At 68.8% G+C, this 14670-nt stretch carries 14 protein-coding genes; 6 read left to right on the forward strand and 8 right to left on the reverse strand.

The window, feature by feature from the left end; all coding sequences use genetic code 11:
• The first annotated feature begins 39 nt into the window (after positions 1–39).
• Positions 40–1062: a sugar-transfer associated ATP-grasp domain-containing protein gene (locus J2X55_RS14220; RefSeq protein WP_309824181.1), complete on the forward strand. Its 1023-nt coding sequence runs from the start codon at positions 40–42 to the stop codon at positions 1060–1062.
• A 113-nt stretch (positions 1063–1175) separates the two neighbouring features.
• Here J2X55_RS14220 and J2X55_RS14225 read toward each other — a convergent pair whose 3' ends face one another.
• The 3 genes from J2X55_RS14225 to J2X55_RS14235 form a co-directional block, all read right to left on the reverse strand.
• The gene (locus J2X55_RS14225) at positions 1176–1874 is read right to left on the reverse strand and encodes a coenzyme F420-0:L-glutamate ligase (protein ID WP_115918373.1); all 699 of its coding nucleotides are present in this window, start codon (positions 1872–1874) and stop codon (positions 1176–1178) included.
• Positions 1871–3193 (reverse strand): RNA polymerase sigma factor, encoded by a 1323-nt coding sequence (locus J2X55_RS14230; RefSeq protein WP_115918371.1) that lies wholly within the window; start codon positions 3191–3193, stop codon positions 1871–1873. Before J2X55_RS14230 ends, J2X55_RS14225 begins: the two co-directional genes overlap by 4 nt.
• Before the next feature lie 260 nt (positions 3194–3453).
• Positions 3454–4380: a PAC2 family protein gene (locus tag J2X55_RS14235; protein WP_115918369.1), complete on the reverse strand. Its 927-nt coding sequence runs from the start codon at positions 4378–4380 to the stop codon at positions 3454–3456.
• Between the two features lie 84 nt (positions 4381–4464).
• On the opposite strand from J2X55_RS14235, the gene J2X55_RS14240 reads away from it, so the two are divergent.
• Genes J2X55_RS14240 through sucB form a run of 3 tightly spaced genes read left to right on the forward strand, consistent with a single transcriptional unit; the run spans position 4465 to position 9082 of the window.
• A complete protein-coding gene (locus J2X55_RS14240) occupies positions 4465–5931 on the forward strand; it encodes a leucyl aminopeptidase (protein ID WP_309824184.1) in 1467 nt (488 codons plus the stop codon).
• Positions 5928–7301 carry a dihydrolipoyl dehydrogenase gene (gene lpdA / locus J2X55_RS14245; protein WP_309824186.1) on the forward strand — a complete coding sequence of 458 codons (1374 nt, stop codon included), beginning with the start codon at positions 5928–5930 and terminating at the stop codon, positions 7299–7301. Before J2X55_RS14240 ends, lpdA begins: the two co-directional genes overlap by 4 nt.
• A 53-nt stretch (positions 7302–7354) precedes the next feature.
• Positions 7355–9082 carry a 2-oxoglutarate dehydrogenase, E2 component, dihydrolipoamide succinyltransferase gene (sucB, locus tag J2X55_RS14250; RefSeq protein WP_309824187.1) on the forward strand — a complete coding sequence of 576 codons (1728 nt, stop codon included), beginning with the start codon at positions 7355–7357 and terminating at the stop codon, positions 9080–9082.
• Positions 9083–9099: 17 nt separating this feature from the next.
• Here the strand turns inward: sucB and J2X55_RS14255 are convergent, their stop codons facing one another.
• A complete protein-coding gene (locus J2X55_RS14255; RefSeq protein ID WP_309824188.1) occupies positions 9100–10107 on the reverse strand; it encodes a hypothetical protein in 1008 nt (335 codons plus the stop codon).
• 118 nt (positions 10108–10225) lie between these two features.
• On the opposite strand from J2X55_RS14255, the gene J2X55_RS14260 reads away from it, so the two are divergent.
• Entirely contained in the window at positions 10226–10936 is a 711-nt protein-coding gene (locus J2X55_RS14260; RefSeq protein ID WP_115918361.1) for a DUF4191 domain-containing protein, read from the forward strand.
• A 56-nt stretch (positions 10937–10992) separates the two neighbouring features.
• On the opposite strand, the gene J2X55_RS14265 is transcribed toward J2X55_RS14260, so the two are convergent.
• A complete protein-coding gene (locus J2X55_RS14265) occupies positions 10993–11421 on the reverse strand; it encodes an RDD family protein (protein ID WP_309824191.1) in 429 nt (142 codons plus the stop codon).
• Positions 11422–11554: 133 nt separating this feature from the next.
• Here J2X55_RS14265 and glnA point away from each other — a divergent pair, with 133 nt between their 5' ends.
• Positions 11555–12979, forward strand: a complete 1425-nt coding sequence (gene glnA / locus J2X55_RS14270) for a type I glutamate--ammonia ligase (RefSeq protein WP_103209374.1) — start codon at positions 11555–11557, stop codon at positions 12977–12979.
• Positions 12980–13074: 95 nt separating this feature from the next.
• On the opposite strand, the gene J2X55_RS14275 is transcribed toward glnA, so the two are convergent.
• From J2X55_RS14275 to J2X55_RS14285, 3 genes are read right to left on the reverse strand one after another with little or no spacing between them, the layout of a single operon-like run.
• Positions 13075–13386, reverse strand: a complete 312-nt coding sequence (locus J2X55_RS14275) for a DUF2277 domain-containing protein (RefSeq protein WP_309824194.1) — start codon at positions 13384–13386, stop codon at positions 13075–13077.
• A gap of 27 nt (positions 13387–13413) precedes the next feature.
• Entirely contained in the window at positions 13414–13749 is a 336-nt protein-coding gene (locus J2X55_RS14280; RefSeq protein WP_309824196.1) for a hypothetical protein, read from the reverse strand.
• Positions 13746–14588: a GNAT family N-acetyltransferase gene (locus J2X55_RS14285; RefSeq protein WP_309824198.1), complete on the reverse strand. Its 843-nt coding sequence runs from the start codon at positions 14586–14588 to the stop codon at positions 13746–13748. The genes J2X55_RS14280 and J2X55_RS14285 overlap by 4 nt, the downstream gene beginning before the upstream one ends.
• Positions 14589–14670: the final 82 nt, after the last annotated feature.

Raw genomic sequence — 14670 nt, forward strand, 5'->3', positions numbered from 1 at the left:
TAGACTAACGGGGTCCTCGTTCCCCGACCCCGGAGCCACATGCCTCAGCAGGGTTTCTCTCCCGTCACGCGTCTGCGTTACCTCGCCGGACGCGCCCGTCGCATCGACGTCGCATCCGTCGTCGAACGCGCCAAAGAGGCCTCGACCCAACACGGCAAGGCCCTGCCGCTCGTCATCGCCGACATGCTGTTCCAGGCGGGTGTGAAGAACGTCGGTTTCCAGGACTACATCGACTACGACTTCGCGATCCTCACTCCCGCCGAGCGCGCGACGTACATGACGCACCCGGTGTCGAACCAGATCTCGCAGAAGTACGACCACCCCGACTACCGCGGTCTCTTCCAGGACAAGGTCGAGTTCGATCGCACGTTCAGTGAGTTCCTCCGCCGCGAATGGATGGTGGTGGATGCCGACAACGCCGACGACCTGCGGTCCTTCACCGAGCGTCTGGGCACCATCGTCACCAAAGAGCCGGTCGGCCAGGCCGGAACCGGCGTGCACCGCTACCACGCGGCCGAGGTCGAGGACTGGGGCCAGTTCCACCGAGGGCTGCTCGAGCGCGGCGAGATCCTCGTCGAGGAGGTCATCCGCCAGCACGACGACCTCGCGGCCGTGTGCCCCGGCACGGTCAACACCACCCGCGTGACCGCCTTCTTCGACGGTCAGAAGACCCACATCCTGGCGATGGCGCAGAAGTTCGGGCGCGGCGCGGTCAGCGATCAGATGACCTTCGGCGGCTTCTACACGATGCTCGATGAGAACGGCCACGCGCTCGGCGCCGGCTACGACTCGCACGGGCACGTGCACGAACTGCACCCCGACTCGGGCGTGCGCATCGCCGACTTCCAGTTGCCCATGATCGACGAGGTCAAGGCGTTCGTCGACCAGGTCGCTCGCGTCGTGCCCCAGGTGCAGTACGTCGGCTGGGACATCGTCGTCGGTCCCGACGGCCCCGTGCTCGTCGAGGGCAACTGGGGTGCCGGTGTGTACGAGAACAAGCCGAGCGTGACCGGCATCCGCACCGGACACAAGCCGCGCTATCAGGCGGCCATCGGGTTCTGATCCCGCATGCCGAGAGGCCCGTTCCCTACGCGGGGGCGGGCCTCTCGTTGTGCGCTCGGCGGGCGATCGAAAGGGCCCGCCCCGAGAACGGAGTGGGCCCTTTCGAGGCTGTGTCAGCTGTGGCGGACGATACCGAGCGGCGTGGACTCGTGTCCCTGGCCGAGCGGGTTGTCCTTGAGGATCGCGACGAGGCGCTTCTCGCCGGCCTTGTCCATCGTGGAGCCGAGGATGTTGCCGCCGAGGTCGTTGATGTCGACGACCGCGACCTGCAGGTCGCCGCCGAGCAGCGACTTCAGGCGCGCGGCGACCTCGCGAGGGCGCTCGGGGCCGAGAACGACGGCCTGGTTGTACGGCGGGATGGTGCCCTTGGTGGGCCCGTCGATCGCGCGGGCCTTGTCACCGGCGATGCGGTAGAAGTCGCCCTTGCGACCCATCGCCTTGGTCACGGCCGCGACGGCCGCGGCGAGCAGGATGCGGGGCGTTCCGCACTCACGCAGCGCCATCTCCATCGTCTCGGGCATGCCGAGACCGATGCCGTACGGCGTGCGCGTCACGTACTTCGACAGGAACAGTGCCAGCTTGCGGGGCTTGATCGAATCGAGTTTGTACGAGCGGCCCTGCGTGATCGCGACGATCTTCTCGGTGACGAACAGCAGGTCGCCCGGCTGCACGGCATCCTTGGCGTACTCGAGGATGAAGGCGTCGAGATCGTCGCCCGGCATGACGACCCGCGTGCGGATCGGGATGCGAGCGTACGAGGTGCCCTCGACGGTACGGGTGAGCGCCTTGCCGGCGTTGGCCTCCGCGCTCATTCGAGGTAATCCCGGAGCGACTGCGAACGCGACGGGTGGCGCAGCTTCGCCATGGTCTTCGACTCGATCTGGCGGATCCGCTCGCGCGTGACGCCGAACGTGTCGCCGATCTGGTCGAGGGTCTTGGGCTGACCGTCGCCGAGGCCGAAGCGCATGCGGATGACGCCCGCCTCGCGCTCGCTGAGCGAGTCGAGAAGGGACTCGAGCTGGCGCTGCAGCATCGTGAAGCCCACCGCGTCGGCGGGAACCACGGCCTCGGTGTCCTCGATGAGGTCGCCGAACTCGCTGTCGCCGTCTTCACCGAGGGGCGTGTGCAGCGAGATGGGCTCTCGGCCGTACTTCTGCACCTCGATGACCTTCTCGGGGGTCATGTCGAGCTCGCGGCTGAGCTCCTCGGGCGTGGGCTCGCGACCGAGGTCCTGCAGCATCTGGCGCTGCACGCGCGCGAGCTTGTTGATGACCTCGACCATGTGCACCGGGATGCGGATCGTGCGCGCCTGATCGGCCATGGCGCGAGTGATCGCCTGACGGATCCACCAGGTGGCGTAGGTCGAGAACTTGAAGCCCTTGGTGTAGTCGAACTTCTCGACCGCGCGGATGAGGCCGAGGTTGCCCTCTTGAATGAGGTCGAGGAACTGCATGCCACGACCGGTGTAGCGCTTGGCCAGCGAGACGACCAGGCGGAGGTTGGCGCCGAGCAGGTGGCTCTTGGCGCGCTGACCGTCGCGGGCGACCCACTGCAGGTCGAGACCCAGCTGGCTCGTCTTCTCGGCCGCCGTCATGTTCGACAGCTTCTCTTCGGCGAACAGGCCGGCTTCGATACGCATCGCGAGCTCGACCTCTTCGGCCGCGTTCAGGAGGGGGACCTTACCGATCTGCTTCAGGTAGTCCTTGACCGGGTCGGCCGTCGCACCCGTGATCTGGGCGGAGTAGACGGGAACGTCGTCCTCGTCGCTCGACGAGATGACGATGGCGCCGGTGGGGAGGGCCTCGGCGGGCGCCGCCGGGGTCTCGTCCTCGTCGTCGTCATCGGACTTCTTCGCGTCGCTCTTGCCCGCGTCGTCGCCGTCTTCGCTGTCGTCGGCGTCGTCGATCTCGACGTCACCCTCTTCGACGTCGTCCTCGTCTTCTTCGAGGTCTTCGTCCTTCGCAGCCTTCGTCTTCGCCTTGGCGGGAGCCGCCTTGGCCTTGGCCGGGGCCTTCTTCGCGGGAGCCTTCTTGGCGGTCGTCGTCTTCGACGCCGTCACGGTCTCCTCGGAGTTCTCGAGCTCGGTGTCCTTCGCACTCCGGGAGCGGGTCTTGGTTGTCGTGTCTGCCACGTTTCGCCTTTCACCGGGAACGTACGCTGCACGGCCACCGGTCGTTCTCGGACACTAGTAAGACCCTTGTCAAGTCCCGAGCCGAGGAGCGGGGGCTCCTGGTCCGGATGACAACGGGTCAGGTTCTTCATTGTCTCACATTCCCGGACCGGGACTTGACGCGGGCCGGGTGACTATGCGTAGACAACGTCGACGAGAAGGAAGACATTCCCGGATGCCGATTTCCCGGCGCCTCTCGGGTGTGCGGTGCGCAGTCGCCCTCAGCCGAGCTTGCCGCGGCGGTCATCGTCGCCGGGGCGGGTCGCGAGGAAGCGCTCCAGCTCGGCGGCGAGTTCATCGGCGCTGGGCAGATCGCCCGTGTGGATGATGGGCGTCGCTTGCGTGGAGCCCGCCATGTATGCGTCGTAGCGCTCCTCGAGGTTCTCGAGCATGCGGGTCAGCTCGTCACTGCCCTCGACCTGTTCGGTGACCTTGCCGAGGAATTCGCGGTTCTCTTCGCGCAGGACCTCGCCCGCGAACACCAGGCCGGTCGCGACCGTGAGGCTGTCGAGCGCGGCGAGGGCCGCCGCGGGGTACTCGGTGTCGCCCAGGTAGTGAGGGACGAGAAGGGCGAAACCGGCGACCTTGGCGCCGGCCTCCGCGAAGCGGTACTCGAGCAGGTGTCCCGCGGTAGACGGAACCTGGGTGTGGGGGCGCCAGACGGAGTGCGCCTCGGCGAGGTCGGGGCGCGTTCCGCTCACGGTCGTACCGATCGGACGCGTGTGCGGGACCGGCATGGGGATGGCGTGCACCCAGGTGATCGACGACACCTGCAGGCCCGCCGACAGCTCGAGCACCGTCTCGGCGAAGGCCTCCCACAGGAAGTCGGGCTCATAACCCGCGAGCAGCAGGAAGGGCTGCCCGAGGGAGTCGTGCGCGAGAGAGAGCTCGAGACGGGCCGGGCGGAAGTCCGTGAGGTGGTCCTCGACGAACGTGATCGAGGGGCGGCGAGCCCGGTAGTCCAGGAGGGCGTCGTTGTCGAAGACGAAGAGCGCATTGGGCTGCACGTCGTTCCGGAAGTACTCCACCAGGCGTGTCACCGCGCCACCGGCATCCGTGAAACCGGTCAGAGCGATCACGAGCGGCAGGCCCGACGGCACGGGCGGCGCCGCGGGGGCGCGGTCGTACAGCGGGGCGGAGGAACGCATGCGTCCACTCTACGAGCGCGTCGGATGCGAGGGCCGCGGTGCGTCCCGCTCCTAGCGAACACGCTCGAACCTAGGATGGATGCCATGCCGTTTCCCTCAGTGGCGTACACCCACGCCCCCGCTCTCGAGTCCGACGCCGATGCGATCCTGCTGATCGTTCCCACGCTTTCGGAGGGAGCCCCGGATCCGGACGGCTGGGAGGGTCTTTCCGCCGCTCTGTCGGCGGTCGGCTTCACGGGTGCGGCCGGATCGTTCCAGCGGGTGCACGTGCCGGAGGTCTCGACCCCCGTCGCCGTCGCCGGCGCAGGCGCGAACCCGGGCGACGCCGCGCTCCGCGACGCCGCGGGTACGGGGCTTCGTCAGCTGACCGGCTTCGACCACGTCGTCGTGCAGTCGTTGGCCTCGTCGCCGTGGCGGTCGCTCGCCGAGGGCGCCGCCCTGGGCGGCTACCGTTTCGCCGACTACAAGAAGAAGGCCACCAAGGTGCGCGCCACGCGCGTGACCGTCGTCGCCGACGAGACGCCCTCGGACGCCGACACCGCGGCGGTCGCGGCCGTCGCCGGGGCCGTGGCCCTGGTGAAGGACCTCGTCACGACGCCCGCCGAGTGGCTCGGCCCGGCCGACTTCGCCGACGCCGCCGTGAAGGCGGTCGCGGGTCTCCCCGTCGAGGTGGAGGTGCTCGACGACAGCGCTCTGCGCGAGGGCGGTTACGGCGGCATCGTCGGCGTGGGTCAGGGCTCGGACCGCCCGCCCCGCATGGTGCGCCTCGACTACTCCCCCGCCGGTGCCGAGCGTCACGTCGCCCTGGTCGGCAAGGGCATCACCTTCGACACCGGTGGTCTGTCTCTCAAGCCCCCGGCATCCATGGTCGGCATGAAGTACGACATGTGCGGCGCCGCCACGGTGCTCGCGGTGCTCAAGGCCGCCGCCGAGATGCAGCTGCCCGTTCACGTCAGCGCGTGGCTCTGCATCGCGGACAACATGCCGTCGGGCCGCGCGACCCGCCCGGGCGACGTGCTGCGCACCCTCGACGGCACCACGGTCGAGGTCCTGAACACCGACGCCGAGGGTCGCCTGGTGCTCGCCGACGGCCTCGCGGCCGCGAGCCGCGAGAATCCCGACCTCATCGTCGACGTCGCGACCCTGACCGGAGCGATCACGGTGGCGCTCGGCAACCGTCACACGGGTGTCATGGGCGACGACGCCGCGGTCGCGACCTACTTGGCCGCTTCCGCTCGCGCGGCTGAGCTCGCGTGGCAGCTCCCGTTGCCCGACCACATGGTCGACGACCTCGACTCCCCCATCGCCGACCTGCAGAACGCGAAGATCGGCGACCCCGCCGGTGGGTCGCTGTTCGCCGGCCTGTTCCTACGCCACTTCGTCGGTCGGGTGTCGGCGGATGCCGATGCCCCGCGCATCCCGTGGGTGCACCTCGACATCGCCGGAGTGGGCATGAACAAGTCCGCCCCGTTCGGCTACACCGACAAGGGCGTGACGGGCGCAACGGTCCGCTCGCTCGTCGAGATGCTGGCCACGGACGGCGCGCGGTGACCGAGTACACCTCCGACGTCGTCGTGCTCGGCGGCGGAAGCGGCGGGTATGCCGCGGCGCTCCGCCTCGCCGAGCTGGGCAAGGACGTGGTGCTCGTAGAGAAGGACAAGCTCGGCGGGACGTGCCTGCACCGCGGGTGCATTCCCACCAAAGCGCTGCTGCACGCCGGCGAGGTCGCCGACGCCGCACGCGGCGCCGCCGAGATCGGTGTCGACGTCACCTTCTCGGGCATCGACCCGGCCCGGGTGCGCTCGTACCGCGAGGGCATCGTCGCCAAGAAGTTCAAGGGTCTCGAGGGGCTGATCTCGGCTCGTGGCATCCGCGTGATCCGCGGCGAGGGCTCGCTCGCGGCTGGACCGGCGGTGCGCGTCGGCGACGACGTCTATCGCGGCACCGATGTCATCCTCGCGACCGGATCGTACAGCCGGAGCCTGCCCGGTCTCGAGGTCGGCGGGCGTGTACTGACGAGCGAGCAGGCGCTCGACCTCGACGTGGTCCCCCAACGCGTGATCGTGCTCGGTGGCGGTGTCATCGGCGTCGAGTTCGCGAGCGTGTGGCGCTCGTTCGGTGTCGAGGTCACGATCGTCGAGGCGCTCCCGCACCTCCTGCCGGCCGAAGACGTCGCCTCCAGCAAGGCGCTAGAGCGGGCGTTCCGCAAGCGCGGGATCGCCTTCCAGTTGGGACGGCGCTTCGCTTCCCTCACACAGACGGCGGATTCCGCCACCGTGACCCTCGACGACGGGTTGGAACTCGTCGCGGACTACGTCCTGGTCGCGGTCGGACGAGGTCCCGTCACCGCGGGTCTCGGTTACGAAGAGGCCGGGGTCGTGCTCGACCGCGGCTTCGTGCAGACCGACGAGCGTCTGCGCACCGCCGCAGCCCACGTCTGGGCCGTCGGCGACATCGTGCCCGGCCTCCAACTCGCGCATCGCGGATTCCAGCAGGGCATCTTCGTCGCGGAGGAGATCGCGGGCTTGTCGCCCGTGCTCGTCCCCGACGTCGACGTGCCCCGCGTCGCCTACTCGCACCCCGAGGTCGCGTCGGTCGGACTGACCGAGGCCCAGGCTCAGGATCGTTACGGATCCGATGCGGTGAAGGCGTACGAGTACAACCTGGCCGGAAACGGCCGGAGCGAGATCATCGGCACCTCGGGCATCGTCAAGATCGTCCGGCGCGTCGACGGCCCCGTCGTGGGCGCCCACCTCGTGGGCGATCGGGTCGGCGAGTTGATCTCGGAAGCGCAGCTCGCGGTGGGCTGGGAAGCCCACCCCGAGGACATCGCGCCGTTCATCCACGCACACCCCACCCAGAGCGAGGCGCTCGGCGAGGCCTTCCTGGCCCTCGCGGGCAAGCCCCTGCACGCACTCTGACCACAACCGGTCACTAAGCTAGGTACCGCATCCGGTACGAAGGAGACATATCCATGAGCACTTCCGTCGTCCTCCCCGCTCTCGGCGAGAGCGTCACCGAGGGAACGGTCACCCGCTGGCTCAAGCAGGTCGGTGACACCGTCCAGGAGGACGAGGGTCTGCTGGAGATCTCGACCGACAAGGTCGACACCGAGATCCCCTCGCCGATCTCGGGCGTGATCGAGGAGATCCTGGTCCAGGAAGACGAGACCGTCGAGGTCGGCGCGGTCCTCGCAAAGATCGGTGACGGCTCGGGAGCCGCGTCGTCCGACGACGCCCCGCAGGCCGCCCCCGCAGAGCAGGAAGCAGCCCCCGCCGAAGAGGCCGCTCCGGCCGAGTCCGCTCCCGCCGCACAGGCCGCGCCCGCCGAGCAGTCGGCTCCGGCGGCCGGTGGCGATTCCACCGAGGTCAAGCTCCCCGAGCTCGGAGAGAGCGTCACCGAGGGCACCGTCACGCGGTGGCTGAAGGCCGTCGGCGACGACGTCGCGGTGGACGAGCCCCTCCTCGAGATCTCGACCGACAAGGTCGACACCGAGATCCCCTCGCCGGTCGCCGGCACGCTGCAGGAGATCCTCGTGCAGGAAGACGAGACGGTCAACGTCGGTGCCGCCCTCGCGCGCATCGGCAGCGGTGCGGCGCCGGCAGCTCAGCCGGCGGAGCCTGCTCCGGCCCCCGCCGCTGAGGAGAAGCCCGCCGCTCCCGCCCCCGCCGCCGAGCAGAAGCCGGCCGAGCAGCCGGCCCCGGCCGCGGAAGAGAAGCCCGCTGCTCCCGCTCCCGCCGAGAAGCCGGCCGAGCAGGCCCCCGCCGCATCGTCGAACGACGACATCACCTACGTGACGCCGCTCGTGCGTCGCCTGGCTCAGCAGCAGGGTGTCGATCTGGCCTCGGTCAAGGGCAGTGGCGTCGGTGGACGTATCCGCAAGGAAGACGTGCTCAAGGCCGCCGAGGCCGCGAAGTCGGCTCCGGCCGCGTCGTCGGCTCCCGCCGCCGCGGCTCCGGCTGCTCCCGCCCCCGTCGAGGTCTCGCCCCTGCGCGGCACCACGCAGAAGATGTCGCGTCTGCGCAAGGTCATCGCGGAGCGTGCCGTGGCGTCGATGCAGGCGACCGCTCAGCTGACCACCGTCGTCGAGGTCGACGTGACGAAGCTGGCCGCTCTGCGCGACCGCATGAAGGGCGAATTCCAGCAGAAGACGGGCGACAAGCTCTCGTTCCTGCCCTTCTTCGCCATCGCGGCGATCGAGGGTCTCAAGGCGTACCCGATCATCAACTCCACGGTCGAGGGCGACGAGATCGTCTACCCGGCGCACGAGAACGTGTCGATCGCCGTCGACACCGAGCGCGGCCTGCTGACGCCGGTCGTCAAGGACGCCGGCGACAAGAACATCGCCCAGCTGGCGCGCGAGATCGCCGACCTCGCCGCTCGCACGCGCGACAACAAGCTGAAGCCGGACGAGCTCGCCGGCGGCACCTTCACGCTGACCAACACGGGTTCGCGTGGCGCGCTGTTCGACACGCCCATCGTGTTCCTGCCCCAGTCGGCGATCCTCGGCCTCGGCGCCGTGGTGAAGAAGCCGGGCATCGTCTCGGTCGACGGGAAGGACGCGATCGCGGTCCGCTCGTACGTGTACCTCGCGCTGTCGTACGACCACCGCATCATCGACGGTGCCGACGCGGCCCGCTTCCTCGGCACCGTCAAGGCCCGCCTCGAGGCGGCGCAGTTCGAGGGTGACCTCGGGATCTGATCCCACCGAGTACCAGCTCATGATGGCTGGTCCGTGACCGTTCTGGCGGCGCGGACCAGCCATCGCTCGTTCTGGCGTACGAGGGTGACGTACTGCGTCGAGCCCGCTGTATCGACGCGGACGACGGTCACCCCGCCGAAGTCGTCGACCACCTCGATCCGTCCCGCCGCGGCATCCGCGAGCAGGGTCTCGCGGGGGAAGGCCGAGTTCTCCTCGAAGGTCGACACGCACGCCCTCTCGCCGCGGCATGCGGCGATCTCTCCGAACAGACTTCGCGCGATCTCTTGAACGTCATCGGAGAGCGGTCGTCTCTCGTCCACGGGCGGCGGTTCCGACAGCCAGGGGGTTGTCGTGCTCGGAGCGGGATCGACCATTGTGTGGGCCGAAGCGACCGGATCGGGGGTCTGCTCCGTTGGGAGGAGCGAGAAGCCGATCACCGCGATCGCGGCGAAGCCCCCCGCGACGATGGCCAGGCGCAATGCTCTCGAGGAACGCCAGCGCTCGCGCACGCCGCCGAGAGCGGAGCGCGCCGCCTCGGCCAGATCGGCGTCGACCAGTTCGAGCACGCGCCCCACCGCACCCTCGCGCTCGAGCACCGGCGGAGCCGCTTCGACGGAGGGGATCAACGGCCCGAGCACGAGCGGGAGCGGAGCCGCGTGTGAGAAGAAACGTCTTTCGAGGGCGTCCCAATCGCGGGGAGGGCGGGTCAGGACGCTCGCCCTCGCCCGGTCGATGAGGTCTCGAGTGGGTGGGTCGGCCGCGATCTCGGCGAGGTGCGCCAGGCCCTCCGCTGTGGCCGCGACGGCGTCGAGGCCCCCCGGATCCTCCACCGCGACGGGGCATCCGGTCGCGGTCAGCCACCACCTCGTCCCCTCCCGCGCGGCTGCGGCCTCACGGCATCCGCGGAGAAGGCCGACGGCCGCGGTCACCGCCTCACCCGGGGTCAACGGGACGCTGCTGCGCGCGCGACGTCGCAGGTATACGTCGAAGGGTTCGGCGAGAACGGATGCCGTGGAGCTGCTCATCCCGTGATGGTGGCCGACCGGTGGGCGGCGCTGCGGGGAGGAAAGCCGCAAATGGGGACGATGCGATGCCCCGGCCGACTGGGGAGGAAGCTCCCGCGGCGAAGATAGAATCATTCTCATGGCCGCTCGCACCACCACGCCCGAGAAGCGTCCGGGCTTCTTCTCGCAGCTCAAAACCCTGTACACCTTCACGCAGAAGGAGTACCGGTGGCTGCCCTTCCTGCTCGCCGGCATCGTGCTGGTGGGCATCGCCCTCGGCGTGCTCGTCGGCTTCCTCATCCCGCCGCTCGCGGCGTGGAGCGTCATCCTCTGGGGCGTCACGGGCCTGCTGGCCGGCATCCTGGCCTCGATGATCACCATGACGCGACTGTCGACGACGGCCATGTACAAGAAGATCGACGGCATGCCCGGAGCGACCGGTCACGTGCTGTCGTCGTCCCTCGGCCGTAACTGGCAGGCCTCGGACGCCCCGATCGGCGTCAACCCCCGCACGCAAGAGGCCGTCTATCGTGCGATCGGTCGGGGTGGTGTGGTCCTCATCGGTGAGGGTAACCGCAGCCGCCTGACGCGTCTGGTGGGCGAGGAGCGCTCTCGCGTGACGCGCGTCGCGGCCGGCGTCCCCGTCACCGTGCTCTACGTCGGTCACGGCGACGACGAGGTGCCGATCGCCAAACTGGCCTCGACCATCAAGGCGCTGCCCAAGAAGGTCGACCGCTCCACGATGGCCGCCGTCATCAAGCGTGTGTCGTCGGTGTCTCAGGGACTGTCGTCGCTGCCGATCCCGAAGGGCGTCGACCCGACGAAGATGCGCTCCCCGCGTCCCCGCTGATTCCACGAGAAAGGCCCCCGCTCCGGCGGGGGCCTTTCTCTTCGGTGCGGGAGCGGTCAGCTCCGGACGAGAACCGTTCCGACCACCTTGTCATGCAGGCCGCGCTGGTCGGCGTCCCAGACCACCGCGGGGATGATGAGGGCGAGCAGCACGGTGCGGACGATCGGGCGCCAGAGGCCCACCCAGCCTCCGGATGCCAGCTCGAGGCGCATCCCCATGATCCGGTGCCCCGGGCTTCCGCCCAAGAGGGGGATGAAGAGGATCTGCACGGCGAAAAAGATGAGGTTCGTCGCGATCGGGTTCGCGAACGGGACGCCCGTCACGGGGTCGGGGGCCGAGAAGAAGGCGTACCCGATCAGGCCGGCGCTGGCGACGTCGATCAGCAGGGCCGCGATGCGGCGCCCCGGGCGGGCGATGGAGCCGCGACCCTCGCGGGGAAGGCCGAGCCGCTGGCCCGGGTACTCGTTCTCGGCGGGGACGCTCACGGCATCCAGCGTAATCGGCGCCACGTAACATCCCCGAAACATGCGAGATATGACCGGGACACCGGTCCTGGGTAGGGTCGAGGAGGCTGGCCGAGGCCGGCATGATCCCGAATGTTCTACCTCTGGAGTCTTCATGTTCAAAGATTCGTCCGAGGTGCTGAAGTTCATCCAGGACGAGGACGTCAAGTTCCTCGACATCCGTTTCACGGATCTTCCTGGTGTGCAGCAGCACTTCAACATCCCCGCCTCGACCGTCGACGAGGAGTTCTTCACCGTCGGACAGCTGTTCGATGGCTCGTCGATCCGCGGGTTCGCGAACATCCACGAGTCGGACATGCAGCTGATCCCCGACGTGACCACGGCGTACGTCGACCAGTTCCGCGAGGCGAAGACCCTCGTCATGATCTTCGACATCTACAACCCGCGCAACGGTGAGATCTACGGCAAGGACCCGCGTCAGGTCGCCAAGAAGGCCGAGAAGTACCTCGCCTCCACCGGCATCGCCGACACCGCGTTCTTCGCTCCCGAGGCCGAGTTCTACATCTTCGATGACGTGCGTTACGAAGTGAAGCAGAACTCCAGCTTCTACTCGGTCGACTCCGAGGAAGGCGCCTGGAACACCGGTCGCGAAGAAGAGGGTGGAAACCTCGCCAACAAGACCCCCTACAAGGGCGGCTACTTCCCCGTCTCCCCCGTCGACAAGACGGCGGACCTCCGCGACGACATCACGCTCAAGCTGATCGAGGCGGGCTTCGCTCTCGAGCGCTCGCACCACGAGGTCGGCACCGGTGGTCAGCAGGAGATCAACTACCGCTTCGACACGATGCTGCACGCGGCCGACGACATCCTGAAGTTCAAGTACATCGTCAAGAACACCTGCGAGCAGTGGGGCAAGGTCGCGACCTTCATGCCCAAGCCCCTCTTCGGTGACAACGGTTCGGGTATGCACACCCACCAGTCGCTGTGGAACGACGGCAAGCCCCTGTTCTACGACGAGACCGGCTACGGCGGGCTCTCCGACATCGCTCGCTGGTACATCGGTGGTCTGCTGGCGCACGCGCCCGCCGTCCTCGCGTTCACCAACCCGACCCTCAACAGCTACCACCGTCTGGTGAAGGGCTTCGAGGCGCCGGTCAACCTGGTGTACTCGGCCGGTAACCGCTCCGCAGCCATCCGCATCCCGATCACGGGCACCAACCCCAAGGCCAAGCGCATCGAGTTCCGTGCGCCCGACGCCTCGGGCAACCCGTACCTCGCGTTCGCGGCCCAGCTGATGGCCGGCATCGACGGCATCAAGAACCGCATCGAGCCGCACGAGCCCGTCGACAAGGACCTCTACGAGCTGCCCGCCGAAGAGGCCAAGAACATCCCGCAGGTTCCGAACTCGCTGCTCGACTCGCTCGAGGCCCTGCGCGCCGACCACGAATTCCTGCTCGCCGGTGGCGTCTTCACGCAGGAGCTCATCGACACCTGGATCGAGTACAAGATCGAGAACGAGATCCAGCCGATCGCTCAGCGCCCGCACCCCTTCGAGTACGAGCTGTACTTCGGGGTCTGATCGCCCGATCATCCACCTCGACGCCCGTCTCCGCCGTATCGCGGGGGCGGGCGTCGTCGTTCGTCCGACGATGCCGGTGACCACGGCATGCGGTCTCAGTTCGCGCGCGCGGCGCGCTTCTGCTCCTGGAACGCACGGATGGCCTCGTAGCGCTCGGCGGAGCGGGCCTGACGCTTCGCCGCCTCGACCTCACGAACCTTCGGCGGCGCGTTGGTCACGAGGTCGTCGAGCAGATGCCGGACGGATGCCGCGATCTCGCCCACGGCGCGGTCGAAGACGTCCGTATTCGCCCGCGACGGCGACGTCGTCCCCACGATCTTGCGGACGAACTGCAGCGCTGCGTCGTGGCACTCGGCATCCGTCGCCGGGGGTGTGAAGTTGTGCAGGGGAACGATGTTGCGGCACATGCCCGACAGGCTAGGGCCATCGTCCGCTCACCGCGAGGGGCGTCGTGTCCCGTCTCGGGGGACGTCGTGCCAGGCGCGGGCCAGGCGGACAGCCAGCGCGGCGCCGTAGCCGAAGCAGAGAGCGGCGAACGGCCCGCCGATCCAGACCATGAGTCCGGCGGGGATGTGCCGCCTCCCCGAGCCGAGGGTGTCTCCCCACTCCAGGGTACCGGAGCTAATCTCCGCGAGGATCGAGAGCACGTATGCGCCGAGCGCCGCTGCGAACACGATGGCACCGACGATCAGGAGCAGCGACCGCGTGCGCCCACGCGCACGCAGCTGCCGATCCAGCTCGCGCGTCCAGCGGTCTCCGGCTCGGCTCACGGGGCGGGGATCTCGACGAGCCGGAACCAGCGCCCGGTGGGCCGCAGGCGGGACAGGGCGGGGAGGAAGTGCGGGTCGCTCACGTGTCCGTCGAAATCGACGAGCGTCAGACCGCGGTGTGCGAGGCTCGTCATCGCGCGTCGGATGCAGCCTTCGACAAGGTGCTCGCCGCCCGGTTGATGGCGCGTTGTCGTTTCGGCCACGATGAGCGCCGGGTCCGTGTCGACGAACGCGAGAGCCAGAGCCAGGATGCCGCCTGACGCATCCACCGCGACAGCGGACGCATCGACGTCGAGATCGTCCCACAGCCCCTCGACGAGCGCGTGTTCGAAACCGTCACGCACCGGACTCCAGTTCTCGTGCGTCCAGCGGTACATGGCGGCGAAGGCCGTCTCGACGCGGAACCGGTCGACTCCCGCGAGCGGTTGAACGTCCGCATGGGGGCGCAACTCCGTCCGGGCATCGAGGTCGGCGCGCACCGGCGGTACCGTTTGGATCGTGCGGGCGCCCAGCGCGTCGGCGAAACGCAGGGCTTCGTCGTCGACGTACCCCCGGGCCATGAACGGCAGATCGCGTGATCGCAGGGTCGACAGATGCCGTGTGAGGGCGGTGCCGATGCCGTTGCGGCGCCGCTCGGGATGCACGACGACCTCGAGCCAGAAACGGTCGTCGTGCACACGCGACAACCAGATCGCTCCCGCGGCAACGATCTCGTCGCCGTCGAGAGCCACGGCAGACCGCGTCTCGTCGTCGCGCCAGCGGTCCGCGGCGAGAGAGCGGGCGCCCCACCATGACGGCGAGGCGGCGAGGTCGTCGTCGGTCAGTGGTCGGAAGCGCACTCCCCCATCGAATCAGGTCGCCGGCTTCCCGGCATCCCCCCAGGTCAAGCGCCGCCGCGATGTCGGACGGGCACGGAAGGAT

Origin of the sequence: Microbacterium sp. 1154 (assembly GCF_031455375.1) — a bacterium.
GTDB lineage: Bacteria > Actinomycetota > Actinomycetes > Actinomycetales > Microbacteriaceae > Microbacterium.